Here is a 22,606-nt window from a genome sequence, read left to right on the forward strand (position 1 = left end):
GGTGGGAGGGTCGCCCTGAGGGTAGACCCGCCCACCTGCGTGCTCGTCGTGTTAGGCGAACATCCCGGTCACGCCGGCTTCGGTCTGAGCCATCGTGGCACTCGACTCACTGATGGTCGTAGCCAGGTTCTGCAGGGCCGAGTTCAGCTCGGCAGAAGTGCTGTCCCAGCGCATCTGCACAGCCTGGTAGGCCTCAGAACCGCTGCCGCCCCACACCGCGGCGAGTGCCGCGAGGGAACCCTTGCCCTCGTCCAGCAGGCCGGCAGTGGTCGCGACGGACCCCTGAATATCGCTCGCTCCGCCTTCGATGCCGGCGAAGTTCCACAGCTGTTCGCTCATATCGTTGCTCCGTTTCTGTAAGTGGTCGTGGTCAGTGGAGGTTCATTGCGCCGGCGAGCGTCGAGGACTGGTCCTCGTCGGTCGACGTGTACTGCACACCCGAGGTGTGGATGTTGGCCGAAATGTCGTTCAGCTCCTGAACCTGGCGTGCGGCCGCTTCGTGGAAACGGACCAACGCCGCCTGTGCCGCTTGGCCGGCCTGGCCGTGCCACTGGCCGGCGAGGGTGCCGGCGACGGACTCAACATGCGAGATGACGCCCTTGAGCTCGCCCGAGATTCGCTCGAAGTTCGCTGCCTCCTTGGCGAGGACAGCGGCATCGGTATTCATCTGTGCCATTGCTGGATATTTCCTTCTCTTCCTGTGTCCTCACCACGGGAATGGCGAGTCTTTCCGACCGGGTGGCCGGGAAGTCTTCGGTGGGCGATTACCAGTCGTCTTCGTCGTCTTCGCCCAGGTTTTGGGGCAGCGGCGCCGGTGCCGTCAACCCTTGCTTCGTGCTGCCGCTTTGAGCGCCGTGGCCCATCGCTCCCATCGGGCCCATGCCGCCACTGCCTGCGCCGACGGGTGCAAGACCCGCGGCACTTGCACCCGCCGCGGCGCCTGCCGCCACTCCTACGGGTGACACCGTCGGTTCGATCTCGGCACCGACGAGCTTGGCCATCAACGGCGTTCGCGCCGACGTGCCGCCAGCACCGGGCAGCGACGCCGCCCGGACCAGTCCAGCGCCTGCGCCTGCGCCCGAACCACCAACCAGCGGATGGTTGGACAACGGGCTGGCGCCGATGAGCCCCATCTGTGCGCTCTTGTCGCCGAGACCCATCTGGCTGAACATCGACGTCACCTGCTGCAGCGGCTGGGTCAGCTGCTGCATCGGTTGCATGACCATTTGACTTGCTTGCTGAGGCAGCTGCCCGAGCGTCGATCCGAGCTGGCTGGCCATCTGCATGCCCATCTGCATGCCCTGTTGGGCGCCCTGTTGCATCTGGTCCTGGTTGGCGAACTGCTGGGCGTTCTGCGTTTTCTGCGCCTGACCTTCGGCCGTGGTCGCCACCTGATTGGCTTGCGCCACCCCGCGACCGGTCTGCAGGCCTGCCGATTCGACGGTCGCCTGGGCACCGACGTGTGCGAACGCCGTCTCACGTGCAACCGCGCCTGGCGCCTGCGCCGCGATCTGGCCCAACGCGGTCCCGACGGTGGTCTCACCGACCCCGGGCATCACGATCGGCGTCATCGGCGGGATCGGCTCGAACAGTGTGTTCGCGACCGTCTCCGCCTGATAGGCGTCCATCGCGCCCGCCGCCTGATTCCACATCCGGATGAGGTAGTCGGCCTCGTTGACCGCGATGGGCACCGTATTCACGCCGAGGAAGTTCGTGGCTTCCAGGACTCCGTGCGTGATGTGGTTTTCCTCGATCTCCGGTATCGGAGGCGTCGTCGCCATCGCGGTGGCGTACGCGCTTGCCTGCGCCGTCGCCTGCAGCGCCCGCTTTTGCGCTTGCAAGGACGTGGTCCTTAGCCAAGCGACCATCGGCATGGTTGCAGTTACGGCGCGTTCGCTTGCTGATCCGCTCCAGCTGGATGACAGCGCAGCCAAGCTCCCGGCCAGTTCGTCGGCCTGGGTCTCCAGAAAGATCGCAAGCGCTTCCCACCCGGCGGCTGCCTGGAGCATCGGCGCATCGCCGGCGCCTGCCATCAACCGCGCGGTGTTCAGTTCTGGCGGCATTCCATGCCAGATCATCGCGACTATCTGAGGAAGTGTTGGCATCGCTGTTTCTCTGTTGTCGACCCGACGGTTGCGGGGTTACGACAGAACGCTGGCGTTTTCTCCGTCGACCGCGGTGTAGATGCCCGCAGCTTCCATATATGCAGCTCCAGCGCGCGAGAGCTCTTCTTGCGCGAAGGCGTTCAGCGCTGCGGCCTCGACACCTTCGCTCGCAAACGAGAGCGCGGCATGCGCGGAAACCTCGTCGGCACCAGCAGGGGCGAGTGCGGTGACCTCCGCGGAAGCTGTCGTGCCGGCCGCCAGGCCCCTTGCACCGTTTGCGACTACTTGCGCCCCGATACCAACGGCACCCGGATTGTGCTGCATGGGTTGCATTTGCGGTGACTCCTTACTTCCCTAGAACAACCTGGATATTGTTTTGTCCGCGCGTCAACGACGGTTGCCTATGCATACCGGGATCAATCCCCCGACCCCTTTGCTGGCGGCTAACCACCAAGTTTGCTGAGCGTCTGGATATATCTTAACCGCCCCCCGGAGGTGCTGCGAACACTTCTTCTTCCGGTGGATCGACGTAGGCCGCTTGAATGACCTCTTTCGCGTCGGGTGAGACGAGAAATGCCTGGCCAGGAGGCCGACGCTTCAGCTTGATCTCGCTGGAGGGGAACTCCTGCTTCTCGCCTGACAGGAACATCGTCGGCGAACCGGCGCCGTAGGCGGCACCGACGAACTTGTCCATGGTGGCCCGGTGCGCTTGGCTCATCTGGCACGTCACGACGATGTGCAGCCCGATGTCGGCCGCCGCGGGTAGCAGCGGGAACAGCGGCGCCATCGGCGGCACCACGCCGCTGGCCGCGACGATCATGTGCCAGTCATCGACCAGCAGCACGACGTCAGGACCCGTCCACCACGAGCGTGCCCGCAGCTGGGCCGTGGTCAGATCCGGCGGCGGCAACCGTTTCTGCAGGTTGAGGGCGAGCGCCTTGATCGCCGCTTCCAGCGTCGCGTTGTTGCGGTTGACCGCTCCCGCGTCCAGAAGGTGGCTCTCCGGCACCGCGTCCAGCAGGCCGGAACGGTAGTCGGCCAGCATGAACCGCACCTGCGCCGGGCTGTTGCGGGCGCAGATCGCTTGCGCCACCGCGTGGGCGATCCGGGTCTTGCCAGACTTCGGGGCGCCGAAGATCAACAGGTGCGGCGTCATGTACATGTGGTTGTAGGCCACGGTCAGGTCCGACTCGCGGATTCCGAGTGGCACCGTCCACCGGGTGCGGTAATCGGCCTCCGGCCCCGGGGGATTCGGATCGAGCTCGTGCAGGTAGATGCGCTCGGGCAGCACCCGCACGAGTGGCGCCTGCTCGGTATTGCGCGCCGCGATGATCTGCACGGCCTCCGATATCGCCGACACCATGTTGTCGGCGCTGTGCACTCCGTCGAGCCGCGGCACTCCGATCATCAAGTGATGCTTTTCCACCGATATCGCCCGCCCCGGACGGTTGGCCGGAATCTCGCGGGTGATCCTGTCGATCTGGGTTTCGTTCACGTCGCCGAGCCGGAACTCCACCTTGGTGCCCAGGTAGTCGCGGACACGTGATTTCAACTCAGTCCAGCGCGGCGTCGAGATCACCGTGTGCACACCGAACGCCAGACCCTGGCCGGCCAGATCCTGCACGACGGGCTCGAGGTCGGGGAATTCGGCTACGAACGCGGGCCAGCCGTCGATCACCAAGAACACATCGCCGAACGGGTCGGCGGCCGCAGGGTGGTTGGGATCCTCACGCATCTGCCGGTACGCCGCCATCGAGCCGACGCGGTACTGCTTGAACATGCTTTCGCGTTGGCGCAGAACGGCTTTCATCTCGGCGACTACGCGATTCACTCGGTCGGGCTCCGACCGGGTTGCGACACCGCCGACGTGGGGCAGGTCCTCGAGGTACATCAGACCGCCGCCACCGAGGTCGACGCAGTAGAACTGGACCTGCTTCGGGGTGTGCGTCGCCGCCGCCGACAGGATCAGCGTTTGCAGGAACGTGGATTTGCCCGTCTGTGGGGCACCACCGACGGCGATGTTGCCCGCCGCGGCCGACACATCGATGCCCCACACCTCCTGGCGATGCCGGCGAGGCTCGTCCATGATTCCGAGTCCGAAGCGCAGGGGCCGCCGCTGGTGGTCGCGCTCGACGAGCTCGTTGACCGGCGTCGGATCGGCCAACGGCGGCAACCACATTCGGTATGCGCGGATCTCGCCCGTGGTCAGCTGTTCGAGCACGACCTCACGCAGGACGCGCTGTTCGGATTCGATGGTCATGATGTCACCGCTGTATCGAAGATCGGCGCCGCCGTGAATTTGTGGATGCGCATCTGGCTTTGGCTATGGGTGCGGGGCTTGACATCGCCGTTCTCCTGCACCGGCGCTGTGGGCACATAGGGCACACCGGTGTAGACGCTGTGGAATTTGACCGGGTCTTCCATACCCACCCGCAGAAAACCGACGCCGCTTTCCTTGTTCGTAATGTATTGCGCCTCGGGCGTTCCGATGACTGCCTTGGACTCCGCCGAGCTGGTGGTGCGCAACGCGATGCGATACGTCAGGTTGGGCTCCAGCTTGTCGATGCGCACGCCGCCGGTGTTCAGCGACTGCGTTGCGAGCAGCAGGTGCACCCGCAACGATCGGCCGACGCGGCATATGCGGTCGAACAGGCCGATGAAGTCCGGGTGGTTCTGCAACAGTTCAGCGAACTCGTCGACGACGACGAAAAGCGTTGGCAGCGGCGGCAGGTCAGCGCCGCGCTCTCTGTGCTTCTCGTATTCGGCCACACCCGAGAGCGCGCCAGCCGCGCCGACCTGCATGCCGGCCTGCCGAAGGATCGACTGCCGTCGGTCGAGCTCGCCGGTCAGCACCTCGCCCATGCGGCTGACGAGCTCGGCTTCCTCTTCCATGTTGGTCACGACGGCGGCGGTATGCGGCAGCTTCTCCATACCGAGGAATGTCGAGCCGCCCTTGAAGTCCGTGAGCAGCAGGTTGACCTGATCCGGGTGATGCGTGGCCGCCAGCGACAGGATCAAGGTCCGCAGGAACTCCGACTTACCCGAACCGGTTGTCCCGATGAGCATCCCGTGCGGACCGCCACCGAACTCAGCGCCCTCTTTGATGTCGAGATACATGATGTCGCCGGTTTTGAGTTCGTGGCCGAACGGGATGCGAAGGCGGTCGCGATCGGTGTCGGTGAACATCCGCCAGCGCGCCGGTGTCACTTCCTCGATGGTCTGGGCGCCCACCAGCTGATGCCACTCGGTGGCGACCTTCTTGTGAACCCGCACGCTCTTGTCGATGATCGTGCCGGTGATGGACCAGCCGGCGAGCTTGCGCGCGATACGCGTGGCCTGTTCCGGGGTCATCCGGTCGACCACCGACGTCACCAGTCGGAACGACTGGTTGGGCAGCTTGTCGTCGGCGGTGCCGTCGGCGTCGACGCGGATGCGGTACAGCGATCCGCGGTGATTGCCGAGGGTGATGACGGTGACGCCGGCCCGGCCGTCGACGGGGAAACCCGCCTTGCCCCCGGAGAGGTCGATGACGACGACGTACGGGCCGCTAGGAGTCGCGTCGGCGGTGTGCGGGCCGCGCGCGGTCAGGTCACTCAAACCGTCCGGACGGGTGAACACCAGCCGTGTAGCGCCTGCGGCGTCGGTGTCGGTCTGATGCTGGACGTGCGGTAACCACTTGAGCCAGGCCCAATTTGGATCTTCCGGATTGTCAGTGAGCACGCGGATTTGCAATAGGTCCGGCGGATGAAACACCGCGAGGTGGCAGATCATCGCGGTCAACAGCCCGGCCGCGCCCGCCGGGTCACCACCGACGGCGATCGTCGGAAATGTCCGCAGCTGCACCAGCTTCGGGCAGTCGTGAATGAGGCCGTGCGTACGCAGGAACTTCGTCACCCACATGTGGCTGACCGGTTCGAGGTGAGGCTGCGGCGCGCCCTGCGGTCCGGCCAACTCGCCGCCGACCGCAGGCTTCAACAACCGGTCGACCGCGGGTTCGGCGCCGATGCCGATCCGGGTGGCGGCGTAGAAGTCGGCGTTCACCTGACGCGACCATTGCCGGTGGGTGCCGATGATCGACAGCAGATCATCGGGATGCGGGGCGTGATAGTTGAAAAACGTCACCTGCGCTGCAGCAGATGACGTCACGCGCGTCCGCAAACCCGCGAGATATCGCAGATACTCCTTACGGTCGGCGTTGATCTCCGGCACACGCTTTCCACCCGGTCCGCCGCCGGCCATGAAACCGACCGTGGCCATGACCATCATCAGCGGCATCATCAGCATGTACGGCGAAAGTTGCCGCACGCCGGTGAAGATCATGATCGCGATCATCCCGAGCATGCCGCCGCCCATCACCCACGGCAGTGCCTTCTGGATGCCCGACGGCGGGATCTCGATGCCGAGATCGTCCGGCGGTGTCACGTTGATTTCGCCCGGCGTCAAACGCGGTCCGCGCTTGATGATCGGGGTGAATTTCTTGGTGGTCATCAGCCGCCTCCGGCTTCGACTTTGCGGGGATTGGGGTCGGCGGGCAAGGTGTCGTGCTCGAGAAGAGCCGCCTGCTTCGACAGCACCGGTCCGTCGACGAGAAGGCTGACGACTTGCCACGGCGCGGTTTTCGGTCCGGTCAACCCGACTGTCTTGGCGGTCTCCTCGTTGGGCAATCCGTACCGCACACCTTGAGGATCGATGTAGTAGAGGCTTTCGCCGTACCGCGGGTCGGGCGATTGCAGCCGCACGAATTGGCCGCCGTCGATGTAAACCGTTGAGTTGCCGCCGATCTGGTTGATGCCTGTGGTCAGGGCGGACGACGCGATCGGTAGGTGGCGGCCGCTGATCACGGTGATCTTCGGCGCCTGATCGCCCGGTTCGCGTTGCCAGGACCAGCACAACGTCGGCGCGTCTTCGCGCAGCAGGATATCCATCGGCTTGTCCGGCAGGGGCGAGGCGTAAACCTGCTCGGGGATCCTTGCCACCACGCTGGCCTCCACCGACGGCGGTGAGATCAAGCCCCACGAGTTGGTGGCCCGCAATGCCGCTGCCGTGGTGTCGTTGACCTTCGCCACGCCGTCGGGCAGCACGACGTAATGCTGAGGGCCGGATTCCGTCAGCGCCTGGAACACCGATCCGATCACCAGATTGGCCGGTAGCCCAACGGTATTCGGTGCACCGGCCGACGGAAATCCCGGCAGCTGCCATGGGCCCGCGTTGCTCAGCGCGTTGAACAAACCTTCCGAGATCGGCGTCGCCTTGGCAGTCACCGGAATGCCCACCGCCGATGTGACGGCGCGGTCAGCCAGGTCGATCGCGTGACGCCCGTCCTTGGTGATGAGCCAGTCGGCGCCCTTGAACGACACCAGCATGCCTTGATCCGGGCCCATCGGCCCGACCGAGCCATCGATAGCCAACGGGTGCACGATCACCGCGGTATCGACGGTGGGGGCCACGCTCTCCGGCTTGGCCACCGTGTCACACAACGTCCACATCGACTGTGCGACGCCCGCGACCGGGGTGGCGTACGGAGCGCCGGGGATGCCGATGGCTTGGCCCTTGGGCATCCTGTTCAATTCGTCGGACTTCACCGCGACAGGGCTGGCGGCGTTTCCAAGCACGAGGCGCGCCGACGTGAGGTTGTACACCGGTCGCAGTTGCGACGTGCCCGGCATCACCACATAGAGCTGATTGGTGCTGCGGTCGACGAGAAGTGTGTCACCGCCACGCTTTCCGAGCGGTTTGAAGTAGGCCAGCAGCGCAGCGCCCAGACAGACGAGAACCGCGATCACGATTCCCGCCGACACCGCGCGGCTGTAGAACTGCAACGGATCGTCGAACATACGGGTGTCCCGGCGCACGATCGCGTGCTCGACGCGCCGCAGCAGGAACCGCCAGCCGCTGACCTGAACCTTGGTGGTAAGCCGGAAACTCGCCATGCCTCACTCGCCGATATTCAGTCGTGCATGGATCGCTGATATCGCGGCGGCCATGTCGTCGCCGTTGATCTCGCTGAGTTGCTCCACGCCAAGGCTTTCGAAGTCCAGCGACCGGGCCAACCGCATATCGCGGTTCTGTTCGCCCGCCTCCACCAGTTGTCGGGCGTAGCGGCCGTTGCCGGCGATGTCCAACGCCGGCTTGCCGTTGAGCGCCCGCTGACTCAACAGTGTGGCCGCCTCCAGCACTCTCTTCGAGGCTTCGTCGGCCAGCGCCGAGTCATTCGCGGCGGCAATCACTTTGGCGATATCGACGATTTCGTCTGGGGTGTACGAGTCGAATTCGATGCGTGTCGCGAACCGGGACCGCAGGCCGTCGTTGGATTCGAGCAGGCGGTCGATGTCGGCGCTGTAGCCCGCGATGATCACCACCAGACGGTCGCGGTCGTTCTCCATCCGAGCCAACAGGGTCTCGAGTGCTTCGGTGCCGAACGGATCGGCGCGACCATCGCGTTCCTGCACCAGCGTGTAGGCCTCGTCGATGAACAGCACACCACCGACGGCTCGGTCGATGGTCCGGCTCGTCTTCACCGCAGACTGGCCCTCATATTCGGCGACGAAGTCCTTCCGTGAAGACTCGACGAGCTTCGGTTCAGAAATCACGCCCAAGCCGGCCAAGATGTTGGCCACCACACGGGCGATCGTCGTCTTACCCGTGCCCGGCGGGCCTGCGAAAATCATGTGCTTGGACGCCTGCGCGACCTTCATCCCGCGGGCAGCGCGGATCTTCGCCATCTGCGTCGCGGCGCGATAGGCCTCGATCTGCTCCTTGACCCTGCTCAGCCCGATCTGGCGGTCCAGCTCGGCCTGCGCGTCGGCGAGCAGCCTCTCCCGCCCCGACGTGTCGGCTACCACGCTGTTCGGATCCCACGGATCGCTACGAGAAGCGATCTTCTCCGGAGTCGTAGTCACCATGCGGTAGGTTGGATCTTTCAGCGCCGCAGCGACTTTGGGTTCAGGATGGGTCGCTTGCAGCCATTCCAGCAGAGCCACCGCGGCCTCTTCGTTGCCCTGGCTGCGGCGCGTCATCGCCAGATACCAGGCGATCGCCGGTGCGCAGGCTTCGCCCGCCTGTGACGAATTCGATTCGGTCAGCCGACGTTCCGCCTCGGTGAACAATCCCAGATTGGCCGCCGCCACCCCGTGCGCGACACCCGCCGCGGCCGCCAGGAACTTGTCGGGCCAACCACCGGCGCCCCTGACTTCATCGATCACGTCGGTCCAGCGCTCCGCCGCGCCGTAGATGACCGCCTTGACCCAAGACACCAAATGCTCGGCGCCGGCGGACGGAACGTCGTCCAAAGCTTCCATCGCGTCGGCGTAATTGCCGACGGCGGCTTCGTTGACCGCGAAGCCCATCGTGATCGCCAGCGGCGAGTTGATCGGATAGGTGATGTCGCCGAACTGCCCACCGATCGGGACCCTGGCCCCGAGACTGTTCATCGAGATTTCGGCGGCGCCGGCGAGCTGACCGAGGTTCGACCGTGAATACCAAGCACGGAACAGCGTCACACGATCGGTGTCGCCGCAGCGGATACGGCCCACCCATGCGTCGCAAGCGGTTTCGTCGATCGTCGTGATCTCGGTGAAGATCTCGAACGAACGCGCCGGGGCGCTGGGCAGCATGCCAACGGCGCTACCGAACATGCTGGCGAGGTGCTCACTCATAGCTACCTGCATATCGCGTCGAGAAGACCTGCGCCCGAGCGGCTTTCGCCTCCTCCGGGGTCGGCAGATCCAGGTCACGGGTCAGGAAGTCACGCGTCGCCACGTCGTCGTGGCCCTGTTGGCGCATGCCTTCGAGCATGTAGGCGTACTGGGCGGATTGGGCGTCTTGGGTAGCCAGACCCGCAACAACGACGATCTCTTCGGCGAGATCTGCTTCCGTCATGTCGGTTACCTTCGGCGATAGTTCGATCTGCTTGACGCGACCGTCCATGTAGGTGCTCACCGTCACGGTCCCCGGTGGATTCGTCACGGCGAACACCGGTGCGCCGCCGCCCTCGGCCTCGTTGTCAGTGGCCGCATCGACGGCGTACTCACTCAGCGCATCAAGAGCCGATTCGTCGGACTCATCTTCGGGGACGGAGAAGTCGAGCGCGGCCATGTCGTCGCGCTCGTCATCGGAATCGTGTGGCGCGCTGTCAGCCACGCTCGCATACCTTTCTCAATCACACCTCAGTCCGCGTAATGCTCGGCTTCGTTCTTCTCGAACCACGCGCCGGAGGGCAGGAATTCGATCAAGCCGTCGAGGGCCCGCTGCAGGTTCTCTTGTGTGCCGGGCAGAAAACTTCCGAACAGTTCGCCGTTGACCCGGCGCGGAATCGACACGATGCGTCCGTGCCGCGAGTCGAGAACGCCGGCCGCGACCTCGGGCTGGGTATAGGTGCCTCCGGGATGGCGTTCGTTAGCGGTGATTTCCACCCAGCTGGTGGGTTCCGCGATGGCATCGGCATAGGTGCGCGCCGACGCTGGGGCGACGCCGTACTTCGAGAGCTGATTTGCGGTTCTGCATTCCGCCAATTTGCTCGCCACACCGGTCAGCGGTTCCACGTCGGCCGCGGTCGCCGGGCCGAGCACCGTCGTCACCATCGCCGCCAACCCAACTTGAGGCGCGACGCGCTGCAGCACAAGCATGTCACCGTCGCGCGCGGCAACAACATGGCGATCCCCCTTACGACACACCACGAAGCGCACCATCTTGCCACCGACATCACGGCGCCACCAGCGGCCTTCCAACGTCCGGTCAGCCCGGCTGAGCGTGTCGACCATTGCGGCGACTTCCGGGTGGGGTTCGCCGAACAGGTCCAGCACGCCCTGGGCGGTGAGATCCCGCGCGACCTGGTCCCAGACGATGTTGCGCAGTTCGACTTGGGGGATGTTGAGCCGGATACCGAGCGCAACCGGGAAGTCCATCAGGTGAAGACGGTCGGCGATTACCAACATGCCGTCGATCGTTACTTCGACGCCGACGACGTCATCGATGTGTGTGGCGCCGCGATGCGGGGAGTGCGGGCTGCTCATGCCTATCCCGTTTGCATCCGCGTGTGCAGGGCGGTGTCGCCAGACATCAGTCCCCTTCCCCGGCCCAGGTGGATGTCTTAGTCCAACCTAACTGTGCGCGGAGCGTGCAGCGCGTCGTGGGCGACGCCGTCTGGACGGCATCGCGACGGGCAACACTTTGCCACGGCACGCCGATTTCCCCGACTGACTTGTACACGCATACCCCTTCGCCGCAACACAGCGTACCAGCGCATCAACGGTGGTCCGTGCACCAATCTGACGGTCGAAAACGGCGGTATTCAGCCGCGTCGCATAGCTATCAGCAAACTTTGAAACCTGTTCTAGTCATGCTCACCTGACTTATTGTGCCAATCAGCGAATCTGGTGGCGCGTGATTGTCGAGCAGCCGCCGCACGGTCCTTGCCAGGACGGAGGGTGGGGGTCGCGCTACCCGCAATCGGCGTCTATCCGTGCTCGCCACGGCCATATCGGGACAGTTGATCATCGGTGACATTTATTTGCTGAGGTGCCGCCGCGCGCCGGTGCGGCCTGCTTCGATCGGTTCGACGCCGTGTAGTTGATACTTGAGAGTGGCCGACATTCGCGTCGTCTGACATCCCGAGGAGAGTTTTGCAGTGACCGACCGCGACGACGCCCTGCGCCGAGAGCTGGGGTGGACCGGTCCGGAGGAGTCGGATTTCGAGCCGGACACGGGGCCGGCCGAACCGCCACCTCCGCCCGCTCCGCCGGTGCCGCGCAGGCCCCCGGTCGATTTCGTGCCGTCGCGGCCCCCCGAATCTGCCGACGGACCAGCGTCCGCTGACGAAGCTCCATCGTTTTCCACCGGCGCGAAAAGGTCGCCGGCTGAACCGCCCACGCCTGCCGCACAGCAGGAGAGTCCTCGCGGACATGGCGAAGGACCGCCACCGCCCTTCCGTAACCCAGACCATCCGCGCGCCAGCTTCCGCGAGCCACCGCACCTCGCCCCTGCCCCGCCGCCGCCCGCGCGAGATACACGGCAGTTCCCGCCCACGACCGCTCACCCCGACAGCGCGCAGTGGGGCCCGCCCCCAAGTTGGCAGCCCCCGCGCCCCCCGCGCGCTCCCGCACAGCAACCGCCCCAGCGCCAGCAGCCGCCGGGCGGGCGCCAAGGCCAGCCGTGGCCCGCCCCCTCGCATGGACAAGAGGGCGGTGCGCCGCCGCCGCCCGCCAGCTCGTACGCCGATCGGATCCGGGCCGACGAGTTGATGCCGCCCCGGCGCACGCCTCCGGGTCGCGGCTGGCGCCTCGCGCTGTACAAGGCCACCTTCGGGCTCGTCAACTTGGGCCAGTCGCCCGACGAGATCCGGCAGGCCGAGCTAGAGGCAAAGATCAAGTCGGTCCTGCGGGGGCACTACAAGGTCGGCGTGATGGGCAAGGGTGGCGTCGGGAAGACGACCGTATCTGCAAGTGTCGGTTCGGTTTTCGCGGAGCTACGCCAGGACGACCGCGTGGTCGCGATCGACGCCGACACAGCATTCGGCAAGCTTGGCAGCCGCGTGGACCCGAAGGCGCAAGGCTCGTATTGGGAACTGGCGTCCGATCAGCACCTCGAGACGTTCGCCGACGTGCGGAGCCGGGTGGGCAATAACGCGGCCGGGCTATTCGTGCTGGCGGGCGAGGCGACGCCCGCACGCCGCCGCGTGCTGGATCCCGCGATCTATCGCGAAGCGACGTCGCGGCTCGACCGCTACTTCACGATCTCGATCGTCGACTGCAGTTCCACGATGGACGCCCCCGTCACCCAGGAGGTGCTGCGGGATCTCGACGCGCTGATCGTGGTGTCATCGCCGTGGGTGGACGGCGCCGCGGCGGCAGGTCAGACGTTGGACTGGCTGGCCGCCCGCGGACTGACCGGTCTGCTGCGGCGGACGGTCATCGTGCTGAACGATTCCGACGGGCACGCCGACAAGCGGACCCGGTCGATCCTGGCGCAGCAGTTCGCATCCCAAGGCCAGGTGGTCGTCGAGGTGCCGTTCGACGGGCACCTTCGGCCCGGCGGCGTCATCGACCGAACCGCCGAGATGTCTCCCCCAACACGACGCCGCTTCGTGGAAATTGCCGCCGCGCTGGCCGAGCACTTCCCGTCTCAAGACGACCGGAATCGCGAGCGGTACTGAGCTAGTCGATCTGCTTGAGCAGTGACTCAATTGCGTCGATCGCTGTGGTCGAAACAGGTTCTTCTGCTTCGGCTTTGAGCAAGTCGTCCTCGGAAACTCCTGCGGCTTGCGCTGTTTCGGCGAGGGTGAGATTCGCTCGGCGCCGGGTCGCGTAGATCCGCTGACCCAGCGTGGCACGCGGCGCCCGTGCTGCGCGCATGGTCAACTCGTCGATCTGCCGTCGCACGGTGCCCAGCGCCTTGATGAGTGTGGGTGTCACCCTGCTGATGCGGGTGGCGCGCGCGGCCACCGCCTCGAGCTGGCGCAGGTCCGCCAGGATGGCCGTCACCCGAGGTGTGAAGTCGGAGTCCTCGACTGCGGGCAGCGCCTCGACTGCGCCGTCGAGGGAATGGACCGCGGTGATGACGGCCTGTGCGATCAACTGACCTTCGTCTGCGCCTGGCGCCGGCTCGGTATCGGTCTTGCGGGCGACGGGTTCACCGTGGCGGAGCCGTTCGATCGTCCCCGGTGGCCACTGCAGCACCTCCTCGAGCTTTGCCCGGGTCCGTTCGCGCGGCCAGCTGCGGCCCTTTTCGAAGGCGATGAGGGCGCCGGCGTTGATGATCCCGTCCGCTGCCAGGCTTCGCTGGCTTATGTCGAGTTCGCGGCGGCGGGCCGCTGCGGCCGCGCCCGCGCGAACGACTCCCGCGTCCAGAACATCGGACGTGTCAGCCGTCGGCTCCGCGTCGGTCATGTGCGGCGATTCCTCGCTGAATGGTGGCGGCAGAAGTGCAGCAATAGTAACCATTGCTAATGGAACTGCTACGCCTTGGTGCCATGTTTTGCCGTATCGATATGTGCTGAAAGCTACGTCTTTGTGGCTCTGAAACCGTGTCGATGCTACGGATTGAATCCGCGATCGAGCAGCGGTATCCGCAGGAAAATTGCTCCTAGGGTGGCTTTTCGGTGCGGGTATATCCCATCGATGTGATACGCCGGCGGTTTCATTGCCGTGATCCAACTGTTGCATCGCTACGGTTTATCCGCTACGGTTAGCGGCATCGCGGCGGAGAACGCCGCAGAGCGTGCAGAGGAGCTACAACGATGAACGCATCGGAGTGGGAAGAGACACCGATCGGCGCGTGCACCCGAGATCCCGAACGGTGGACGACGACAGCCGACGAAGAGGCAAAGGCGCTCTGCCGGTCATGCCCTCGCCGTTGGATGTGTGCGCGTGACGCCTGCGAACTGCCGCGCGCCGAGGGGCTGTGGGCGGGAATCGTGATCCCGGAAGCGGGCCGTGGTCGCACGTTTGCCCTCAGGCAGCTTCGCAATCTCGCCGAACGCAATGGCTACCCGGTGCGGGACCGTCGCCTATTCGCCGAGACCGCCTGATCCGCTGATCGTTCGCCGCCGGGTCGGGGGGTTGGCGGCGAACGGAATATCCCGTCGGTTGGCTCGGTTAGACGATGCGACGGTGCCGGGCATCCCCCGGGCTCCAACCAAATTTGTCGCTTCGAGCGACCACTCGCCGAGAGGCGCCATGGCGGCACCGTCCCCACTTACCAGGTATCGATGAACCGGCGTTCCCGGTGTTGATGTTGATCCGCGGTCGCGGCCGCGAACGTCGCGGCGATCAGCCCGCGGGTATCCGCGGGATCGATCACGTCGTCGATCTCGAAGATCTGAGCTGCGTTGAGCGCCTTGGCATTTTCCTGCGCGGCGGCGGTTGCCTGGCGCACCCGTTCTTCACGTTCGTCGTCGTCCGCGATCGCCTCGAGCTCTTTGCGAAGACCCAACCGGACGGCCCCCTCCAGACCCATCGGTCCGAGGTGAGCGCCCGGCCAGGCAACGGTCAGCAGCGGTTCGTGCAGACTGCCACCCGTCATCGCCTGCGCGCCAAGGCCGTACCCGCGGCGCAGTACGACCGAGACCAGTGGCACCTGCATAGCGGCGCCGGCGACAAGCATCCGTGACCCGCGGCGGACGAGCGCCTCCGCCTCGGCCGCCGGCCCGACCATGTATCCCGGACAGTCCACGAGGGAGACGACGGGAAGCCCGAATGCGTCGCACAGTTGAAGAAACCGCGCCGCCTTGTCGGACGCGGCCGCGGTGATCGCCCCGGCCATCACCATCGTGTTGTTGGCGATGACACCCACCGCACGGCCTTCGATACGAGCCAGCGCCGTCACCATCTCCTGCGCGAATCGTGGCCGCAGGAAGGTGACCGATCCATCGTCAGCCAGCGTTTCGATGACCGGGGCGACGGGGTAGGCGCGGCGGGCACGTTCGGGAACCATTGTGCGCAAAGACGTTTGGTCGCCTGCGTGGCTGGCTGCGACTGAACCCTGGAAATAGCCGAGCAGTGTCTTGGTGACGGCGACGGCTTCGGCCTCGTCGGCGACGACGATGTCGACCACGCCGTTGGGCTCCTGCACGGAAATCGGTCCGACGTCGTCGGGGTCCACGTCACCGAGCCCGCCGCCGGCGATCATCGCCGGCCCGCCCATACCGATCGACGTGTCCTCCGTGGCGACGATCAAGTCGGAACAGCCCGCAATCACAGCGTTGCCCGCAAAGCAGCGGCCCTTCACGATCGCGATGCGCGGGACCACACCCGACAACGCCGCCCACAGTTTGAATGCGCGGGCATCGAGCGCAGAGACGACGGGATAGTCGGTGTCACCCGGTCGCCCGCCGCCACCTTCGGCGAAGAACACGGTGGGCAGCCGCATCCGCTCGATCAGTTCGAACAACCGATCCTTCTTGCGATGACCGAGTGCGCCTTGTGTGCCGGCCAGCACGGTGTAGTCGTAGGACAACACGGCGCAGGCGCTGCGTTCGACGCCGAAGAGGTCACCGTTGACGCGGGCGGTTCCCGCGACGAGCCCGTCGGCCGGCGTGCGCTCGATCAAGTCGGCGATGTCGCGGCGAAACCGCTGCGCCGCGATCGCGAAGCGCCCGTACTCGACGAACGAGCCGGCGTCGACGAGATCGGCGATGTTCTCGCGCGCGGTGCGTCCGTTCGCGGCATGCCGTCGTTGGACGGCGTCGGGCCGGGCCGCATCCTCGGTCAGAGCGCGCCGGCGCAGCAGCTCGGCGTTATCGTCGCGAAGCGGTTCGTCAGGCATCGAGTTGCGCGATCGCCGCGGCGATCTGGTCGAGCATCGCGTCGACCTGTTCCTCGTCGTAGCCACGCTTGCCGAACGGCGGTTTTCCGAACCTGACGCCGCGGACGTCGTCGGCGGACAAATGGCCGCGGCCGTCGAGCCGGCGCGCGGCGAGCGCCAGGAAGTCGTTCACCGACTTGGGGTCATACCCCCGCTTGTTCCATGGCGACTTCTCGAACGTCGCGCCCCGAAGATGCTCTGCCGTCAAGCCGCCGTCGCTCATGGCGTCTGATGCTAGACACCGCGTCGAGAAGTTATCCACAGGTTGCCGCCCGACACCGCGATTCTGTCGGCCGTAGTGCTTAGCGTGCGGTCATGACGAACTGGATCAACACTGTGAGCCGCGACCACGTCGAGCGGGGGGTTCGCGGCCGTTTCACTCAGGCCAACCATGGCAAGCCGAACATGTTGCGGAAGATGGCCCGCGGCGACTGGATCATCTTCTACTCGCCCAAGACGGTCCATCCCGACGGGGAGCCGCTGCAGGCGTTCACCGCCATCGGACAAGTCGCCGACGACGAGCCGTATCAGGCCGAGATGGCGCCGGACATCCAGCCGTGGCGGCGCAACGTCGATTTCCTCGAATGCGCCGAAACGCCGATCCGGCCGCTGATCGAGGATCTGGACTTCATCGAGGACAAGTCCCGTTGGGGGTACAAGTTCCGCTTCGGCGTATTCAAGATCAGCGATCACGATCTGGAGGTGATCCGGTCGGCGATGACGGGCTGAGGACCTAGGGGCTACCGTGAATGCGTGAGCAACACCGACACCGCGCCCGCCGAAGTCGCCTGTGCTGCTTCGCCGTTCGCCGGTGTGCTGCATCCCCGCGAGGTGCCGCTGGGTGGGCCGCGAGCCATCCGGGTGCGCCGCACGCTGCCGCAGCGCGAGCGGTCGCTGATCGGCGCATGGTGCTTCGCCGACCACTACGGCCCGCATGACGTCGGAGGCGGCACGGGAATGGACGTCCCGCCGCATCCGCATACGGGGTTGCAAACCGTCAGTTGGCTTTTCAGCGGCGAGGTAGATCATCGCGACAGTGCGGGCGTGCACGCGATGGTCCGTCCCGGCGAGCTCAATCTGATGACGGCCGGAGCGGGCATCTGTCATTCGGAGGTTTCCACACCGGCCACCACGATCCTGCACGGCGTCCAGCTGTGGGTGGCACTGCCCGACGCCGACCGTGACACGGGCCGCGACTTCGCGCACTACGTTCCGCAGCCGCACCCGATCGAGGGTGCGACGCTGCGGGTGTTCCTCGGTGAACTCGCGGGTGACCGTTCGCCTGTGCACACCTTCACGCCGCTGCTCGGCGCGCAGATCGACCTCGACCCCGGCGCCGATCTGACGCTGGACGTCGATCCCGCGTTCGAGCACGGGGTGCTGCTAGACCAGGGCAGCGTCGAGGTCGCAGGCGCGGCACTCGCCGTCGCCGACCTCGCGTTTCAAGCCGCGGGGAGTGGCCAGTTGACCGTGACGAACCGGGCTGAGGACCCGGCGCGCGTGCTGCTGCTCGGTGGTCCACCGTTTCCCGAACAGCTGGTGATGTGGTGGAACTTTGTCGGGCGCAGCCACGACGACATCGCGGCGTACCGGCAACTGTGGGAGGCCCACGACGACCGTTTCGGCGCGGTGCACGGTTACCGGGGATCACGCCTGCCCGCTCCTCCCCTGCCCAACGCGACGCTGCGTCCGCGACCGAATCCCGGGGTATAGGAGTCAACATGACCACCGACAAGACCGGCGCACCTACGAAGGTCGCCGCCGAATCCGATCGCTACACGATCGCCGTCGACGGGCGGTCCGTCGGACTGACCGAGTTCAAAGAACGCGACGGCCAACGCATCTTCACGCACACCGAGGTCGACGACGCATTCGAAGGCCGCGGTCTGGCAACGATTCTCATCGGTGAGGCCCTGCAATCCACCCGCGACGCGGGCCTGCGCATCGTCGCGGTCTGCCCGATGGTCGCGAACTACATCGACAAGCACGCCGAATTCCAGGACGTCGCGGACCCGGTGGACCGCGACATCAAACGCTGGCTGGCGAACTCTTAGATGACCTAGCCCGCTATCGTCGGTCGCAATGACGACACAGGACCGGGCGGCCGACGCTCCGGCTTCACGCAGCGGGCCATCGGCATTCTTCGTTGCCGATGGCGACATGTTCGTACCGCAGTCCATCGCCCGCGGGCCGTGGGGCCAGACGATCAGCGGCAACTACGTCGGCGGCCTGCTCGGGCATGTCCTCGAGCGCGACGCGGGCGATCCCGAGTTCCAGCCCGCACGTCTCACCGTCGACCTGTTCCGGCCCGCCGCACTGGCGCCGGTGCGCGTCGACACCACAGTCTCTCGCCAGGGCCGCCGGCTGAGGTTGGTCGACGCGGTGATGACGCAATCCGACACCGTCGTCGCCCGCGCGAGCGGCTTGTTTCTGCGCCGCGGCGAGCAGCCGACCGATGAGATCTGGTCGTCGCCGGTGACCATGCCGCCCATTCCACCCACACCCGATCCGATCCCACGGGGCTTGGCGATGCTGGTGTGGACCTACGGCAAGAGCGAACACACTCCGGGCCCCGGCTTCGGGCTCGATGCGTGGCAACACGCGGGACCGAAGTACATATGGGTGCGCGACATCAGGCCTCTGATCGACGGTGAAGAACTGACGCCCTTCACCCGAGCAGCGATGGCCGGAGACATGGTCAGCTCGTTAACCCATTTCGGGGCAGAGGGTTTGCAGTTCATCAACGCCGACTACACGCTGACGCTCAGCCGCCTACCCGAAGGGCCGTACCTCGGGTTGGCGGCGCTCACCCATTACAGCCACGCAGGCGTCGCGACCGGAGTCGCCACGATCGTCGACCAGCACGGCCCGATCGGCAGCGGCGTGGCCAACGCATTGTCGAACCCCGGCTTCGACCCGCCGCATCCTTAACGCGGCGACAGGACCACCACGGGAATCTGACGGTCAGTCCAGGACTGGTAATTGTCGAAGTCCGCGTAGAGGTCCACGAGCTTCGGCCAGAGCCGCGCCCGCTCCTCGGGGCTCGCCGTGGCGGCGTGCACCGCGCGCCGGTCGGCGCCGATCTCGACATAGGTCTCCGGATTCGCCGTCAGATTGCGGTACCACTGCGGGTCCTCGGGCCGTCCACCCTGCGACGCGACGATCACGACGTTCGGCCCGTCGAACATGTACAGCAATGGCGTGACAAACACCTTGCCGGACTTGCGGCCGCGGTGCTCGAGCAGGAGCGTCGGCACCGGCTTGCGAAAACCCGCGCCGATGCGCCACTTTCCGCCGATCTTCCCGCCGGTGCGCCGGTAGACCCACACGTGCGCCTTTCCGGCGTACTTGAAGATCTTCGGCAGTAGCGGCGAGTCCAGCTGCTTCGGACGTTCCTGCGGCATCAGAGGTACTGCGCCGTGCTGCCGCCGACAGGCATCGCCGGCATGCCGAGCTTGCGATGGTCCCAGCTGCGCATCCGCTCCGGCACCACCCGCACGCAGATCCGGTTGTTCATCATCTGGTCGATGAACGGGCGCATCTCGTCGGTGTACGGCCCTGTGTAGCGCTCCCAGACGCTAATGCCAACGCGCAGAATGGTTTCCGGGTCGTCGACGATCTCGGCTTTTCCGTCGATCGACACGCCGCGCAGCGTGTCGTAGGTCTGGCCGTCCTCGATCATCACCGTGATCGTCGGATTGCGGCGCACATTGACGGCCTTCTGCGATTTCGCCTTCGTCTCGAACCAAATCTCGCCGTCGACCACCGCGTACCACATCGCGACCAGGTGCGGCCGGCCGTCGGCCAGCAGGGTGGCCATCGTCGCGGTCCGGCTGCGCTCGATGAATTCCGCGATCTCGTCGTCGGTCATGACGATCTTCGCGCGTTCGTTATTGCCCACGCCTAATGCCTATCAGGCGCCGACGGCGGTGACCGTCACCGGGATGCCGTTCAGTGCGCCGTTCCCCGACGGTTCGTCGATGAATGTGGGCGGCGACAGAATGTTGGTGTTCACGCCCGGCGAACCGTTGGCAATATTCATGCGCGTGCCCGTCTTGCCGTGGCCCCAGCCATGCGGCATGGACACCACGCCCGGCATGATCGCGTCGGTCACCTCGACGGGTACCTCGATCTGCCCGCCCGCGGACGTCACTGTGACCACGTCGCCCGTCACCAGACCACGCTTCGTCGCGTCGTCCTCGTGGATCAGCAGGGTGCAGCGGTCCTTGCCCTTCATCAATGGCGCGACGTTGTGCAACCACGAATTGTTCGACCGCAGATGGCGTCGGCTCACCAAGACCAGTTCATCGGGGGCGCGGTCGAGCCGCTCGGCCAGCCGCGGCAAGTCGTCGAGCAGGTACTGCGGGGCCAGGCGGATCTTGTGATCCGAGGTGCCCAGAATTTCGGGTACTTGAGGAACCATCGGCCCGAAGTTGATGCCGTTCGGCTCGGATTTCAGCTTGTCCAACGTCAGGCCGTCAGGGTTTTCGCCGTATCGATCCCCGAATGGACCGGTGCGCAGGGTCAAATCGAGGATCCGCTCCGGCCCGCCGCGCTCGTAGTGCTGCCGGATGGTCGCACCGTCGAGACCCTGGGTGAAGGCCATGTAGTCGAAGAACCCGTCGTCGATGGCGGCGACGTCGACGTCCTCCGCGGGGGTGCCGGTGCACAACCCGGTGAGCCGGATGAGGATTTCCCACTCCTCGGGGCGGTCGGGGTCTTCGGGTTCGAAGACCGGGCGTGAGTAGTTGGCGATGCTGTTGATCGCGAAGTTCAAGATCAGGTCGTCGTGGTGCGGCTGCTCCAGCGGAGATGGGGCAGGCAGGATGACGTCGGCGTGGCGGGTGGTCTCGTTGAGCCACATGTCGACGGCGATCATGGCGTCGAGCGTCGGCAGCACTTCGTCGAGTTTGTGCCCCGCGGGTGTCGACAGGACCGGGTTGCCCGCGACGGTGATCAGCGCCTTGATCTGGCCCTCCCCCGGCGTCGCGATCTCTTCGGCCAAACACGACACCGGCACTTGGCCCAGTACTTCCTTGGCGCCGCGGACGCGCGTCCGGAACCGGCCGAATTCGGGCGCCCCGTCTTCGAGGCCAGGGATGGGCTGCACCGTGACGGACCACGCCGCGGCGCGCGGAAACATAGATCCGCCAGGAGTGTCGAAGTGGCCGGTGAGGATGTTGACCACGTCGACGAGCCAGCTGGCCAGGCTGCCGAATTCCTGGTTGCACAACCCGATTCGGCCGTAGACGACGGCGCGCTCGGTGGCGGCCAGGTCGCGGGCCAGTGCGCGGATACGGTCCGCGGCGATTCCCGTGGCGGGTGCGACGCGTTCGGGCGACCACTCGACGGCTACCGCACGCATCCGCTCGACACCGTCGACGTGCTGCGCGATATCGCCCAATGACACAAGCTTCTCGTCGAACAGTGTGTGCACGATGGCGAGCAGCAGCGCGGCGTCGGTGCCCGGCGTGATCGGCAGCCAGTCGTCGGCGCGGTCGGCGGTGGCAGTGCGGACGGGGTCGATCACGATGACCTTGCCGCGCTTGCGAATTCCGTCGATGATGCCCATCACGTCCGGCGCGGCGAGCAGTGAACCCTGCGAAGCGGCCGGGTTGGCTCCCATCACGATAAGTAAGTCGGTGCGCTCGATGTCCGGTACCGGGAACGTCCACCACCCGCCGTACATCAGATGCGACGACAGGTTCTTCGGCCACTGGTCGACCGTGCCCGGCGAGTAGCTGAGCGGGATACCCGACATGCCGAGCAGCACGCCGGTGTAGCGGCCCAGAGAGAAGGAGTGCGCGAGCGGGTTGCCGGTGTAGCAAGTCACCGCGCCGATTCCGTACTTCTCGATGACCGGGGCGAGCAGCTTCGTGCAGCGCCGGAAGGCCGCGTCCCAACTGACCTCCTGCCATTGCCCGTCGACCTTGATCATCGGCCGGCGGATCCGGTCGGGGTCCTCGTGAACCGCGCCGAGTGTGGCGCCCTTCGGGCAGATGTGGCCGTGGCTCCAGGTGTCGTCGTGATTGCCGCGGATGCTTGCCACCCGCCCGCCGTCGACCTGAATCTCCAAGCCGCACATGGCTTCACAGAGGGGACAGGTGTAGACGTGCCGGCCGTCTTCGCCGATGTCGGCCAAGGGTTGGGTCAGTCTGGCGGTCATCGCTGCCCTCCATCGATTTGTTGTGACACACTGTAAC

Annotated in this window: 22 protein-coding genes; 6 read left to right on the forward strand and 16 right to left on the reverse strand. The window is 65.8% G+C overall.

From position 1 onward, the window contains the following. Positions 1–51 precede the first annotated feature (51 nt). The 10 genes from ACWW36_RS08295 to ACWW36_RS08340 form a co-directional block, all read right to left on the reverse strand. Positions 52–339, reverse strand: a complete 288-nt coding sequence (locus ACWW36_RS08295; protein WP_456141078.1) for a WXG100 family type VII secretion target — start codon at positions 337–339, stop codon at positions 52–54. Positions 340–370: 31 nt separating this feature from the next. Continuing rightward, positions 371–676: a WXG100 family type VII secretion target gene (locus ACWW36_RS08300; RefSeq protein ID WP_456141079.1), complete on the reverse strand. Its 306-nt coding sequence runs from the start codon at positions 674–676 to the stop codon at positions 371–373. 88 nt (positions 677–764) lie between these two features. Then, the gene (locus ACWW36_RS08305; RefSeq protein ID WP_456142411.1) at positions 765–2,078 is read right to left on the reverse strand and encodes a PPE family protein; all 1,314 of its coding nucleotides are present in this window, start codon (positions 2,076–2,078) and stop codon (positions 765–767) included. A 63-nt stretch (positions 2,079–2,141) separates the two neighbouring features. Then, positions 2,142–2,438, reverse strand: a complete 297-nt coding sequence (locus tag ACWW36_RS08310) for a PE family protein (protein ID WP_456141080.1) — start codon at positions 2,436–2,438, stop codon at positions 2,142–2,144. A 145-nt stretch (positions 2,439–2,583) separates the two neighbouring features. Continuing rightward, positions 2,584–4,365, reverse strand: a complete 1,782-nt coding sequence (eccCb, locus tag ACWW36_RS08315; protein ID WP_456141081.1) for a type VII secretion protein EccCb — start codon at positions 4,363–4,365, stop codon at positions 2,584–2,586. Then, positions 4,362–6,593: a type VII secretion protein EccCa gene (gene eccCa, locus ACWW36_RS08320; protein WP_456141082.1), complete on the reverse strand. Its 2,232-nt coding sequence runs from the start codon at positions 6,591–6,593 to the stop codon at positions 4,362–4,364. The genes eccCb and eccCa overlap by 4 nt, the downstream gene beginning before the upstream one ends. Then, entirely contained in the window at positions 6,593–8,035 is a 1,443-nt protein-coding gene (eccB, locus tag ACWW36_RS08325) for a type VII secretion protein EccB (protein WP_456141083.1), read from the reverse strand. Before eccB ends, eccCa begins: the two co-directional genes overlap by 1 nt. Positions 8,036–8,038: 3 nt before the next feature. Continuing rightward, positions 8,039–9,760, reverse strand: a complete 1,722-nt coding sequence (gene eccA, locus ACWW36_RS08330; protein WP_456141084.1) for a type VII secretion AAA-ATPase EccA — start codon at positions 9,758–9,760, stop codon at positions 8,039–8,041. Continuing rightward, positions 9,753–10,244: a YbaB/EbfC family DNA-binding protein gene (locus ACWW36_RS08335; RefSeq protein WP_456141085.1), complete on the reverse strand. Its 492-nt coding sequence runs from the start codon at positions 10,242–10,244 to the stop codon at positions 9,753–9,755. Before ACWW36_RS08335 ends, eccA begins: the two co-directional genes overlap by 8 nt. Before the next feature lie 26 nt (positions 10,245–10,270). Continuing rightward, entirely contained in the window at positions 10,271–11,116 is an 846-nt protein-coding gene (locus ACWW36_RS08340) for an ESX secretion-associated protein EspG (protein ID WP_456141086.1), read from the reverse strand. Positions 11,117–11,730: 614 nt separating this feature from the next. Between ACWW36_RS08340 and ACWW36_RS08345 the strand changes: the two genes are divergently transcribed. Then, a complete protein-coding gene (locus ACWW36_RS08345) occupies positions 11,731–13,254 on the forward strand; it encodes a nucleotide-binding protein (RefSeq protein ID WP_456141087.1) in 1,524 nt (507 codons plus the stop codon). 1 nt (position 13,255) lies between these two features. On the opposite strand, the gene ACWW36_RS08350 is transcribed toward ACWW36_RS08345, so the two are convergent. Beyond that, a complete protein-coding gene (locus ACWW36_RS08350) occupies positions 13,256–13,987 on the reverse strand; it encodes a transcriptional regulator (RefSeq protein ID WP_456141088.1) in 732 nt (243 codons plus the stop codon). Positions 13,988–14,337: 350 nt separating this feature from the next. Here ACWW36_RS08350 and ACWW36_RS08355 point away from each other — a divergent pair, with 350 nt between their 5' ends. Beyond that, positions 14,338–14,628 (forward strand): WhiB family transcriptional regulator, encoded by a 291-nt coding sequence (locus ACWW36_RS08355; protein WP_456141089.1) that lies wholly within the window; start codon positions 14,338–14,340, stop codon positions 14,626–14,628. 167 nt (positions 14,629–14,795) lie between these two features. Here the strand turns inward: ACWW36_RS08355 and ACWW36_RS08360 are convergent, their stop codons facing one another. Both ACWW36_RS08360 and ACWW36_RS08365 read right to left on the reverse strand, forming a co-directional pair. Continuing rightward, positions 14,796–16,364: an acyl-CoA carboxylase subunit beta gene (locus ACWW36_RS08360; RefSeq protein ID WP_456141090.1), complete on the reverse strand. Its 1,569-nt coding sequence runs from the start codon at positions 16,362–16,364 to the stop codon at positions 14,796–14,798. Then, positions 16,357–16,626, reverse strand: a complete 270-nt coding sequence (locus tag ACWW36_RS08365; protein WP_456141091.1) for a DivIVA domain-containing protein — start codon at positions 16,624–16,626, stop codon at positions 16,357–16,359. Before ACWW36_RS08365 ends, ACWW36_RS08360 begins: the two co-directional genes overlap by 8 nt. 92 nt (positions 16,627–16,718) lie before the next feature. Between ACWW36_RS08365 and ACWW36_RS08370 the strand changes: the two genes are divergently transcribed. Genes ACWW36_RS08370 through ACWW36_RS08385 form a run of 4 tightly spaced genes read left to right on the forward strand, consistent with a single transcriptional unit; the run spans position 16,719 to position 19,334 of the window. Continuing rightward, entirely contained in the window at positions 16,719–17,132 is a 414-nt protein-coding gene (locus ACWW36_RS08370; RefSeq protein WP_456141092.1) for an EVE domain-containing protein, read from the forward strand. Between the two features lie 24 nt (positions 17,133–17,156). Then, a complete protein-coding gene (locus tag ACWW36_RS08375) occupies positions 17,157–18,116 on the forward strand; it encodes a pirin family protein (RefSeq protein ID WP_456141093.1) in 960 nt (319 codons plus the stop codon). 8 nt (positions 18,117–18,124) lie between these two features. Then, positions 18,125–18,457, forward strand: a complete 333-nt coding sequence (locus tag ACWW36_RS08380) for a GNAT family N-acetyltransferase (RefSeq protein WP_456141094.1) — start codon at positions 18,125–18,127, stop codon at positions 18,455–18,457. A gap of 28 nt (positions 18,458–18,485) precedes the next feature. After that, on the forward strand, positions 18,486–19,334 hold the full coding sequence (locus ACWW36_RS08385) for an acyl-CoA thioesterase domain-containing protein (protein ID WP_456141095.1): 849 nt from the start codon (positions 18,486–18,488) through the stop codon (positions 19,332–19,334). Here the strand turns inward: ACWW36_RS08385 and ACWW36_RS08390 are convergent. The 3 genes from ACWW36_RS08390 to ACWW36_RS08400 are packed head-to-tail and all read right to left on the reverse strand — an operon-like array spanning position 19,331 to position 22,569. After that, complete coding sequence (locus ACWW36_RS08390; protein ID WP_456141096.1) at positions 19,331–19,807, reverse strand: nitroreductase family deazaflavin-dependent oxidoreductase; 477 nt, start codon at positions 19,805–19,807, stop codon at positions 19,331–19,333. The genes ACWW36_RS08385 and ACWW36_RS08390 overlap by 4 nt on opposite strands. Next, positions 19,807–20,304, reverse strand: coding sequence for a pyridoxamine 5'-phosphate oxidase family protein (locus ACWW36_RS08395; RefSeq protein WP_456141097.1), 498 nt, complete (start codon positions 20,302–20,304; stop codon positions 19,807–19,809). The genes ACWW36_RS08390 and ACWW36_RS08395 overlap by 1 nt, the downstream gene beginning before the upstream one ends. A 12-nt stretch (positions 20,305–20,316) precedes the next feature. Further along, positions 20,317–22,569 carry a molybdopterin-dependent oxidoreductase gene (locus tag ACWW36_RS08400; RefSeq protein WP_456141098.1) on the reverse strand — a complete coding sequence of 751 codons (2,253 nt, stop codon included), beginning with the start codon at positions 22,567–22,569 and terminating at the stop codon, positions 20,317–20,319. Positions 22,570–22,606 lie beyond the last annotated feature (37 nt).

The sequence above is a fragment of the Mycobacterium sp. MMS18-G62 genome (assembly GCF_053877835.1).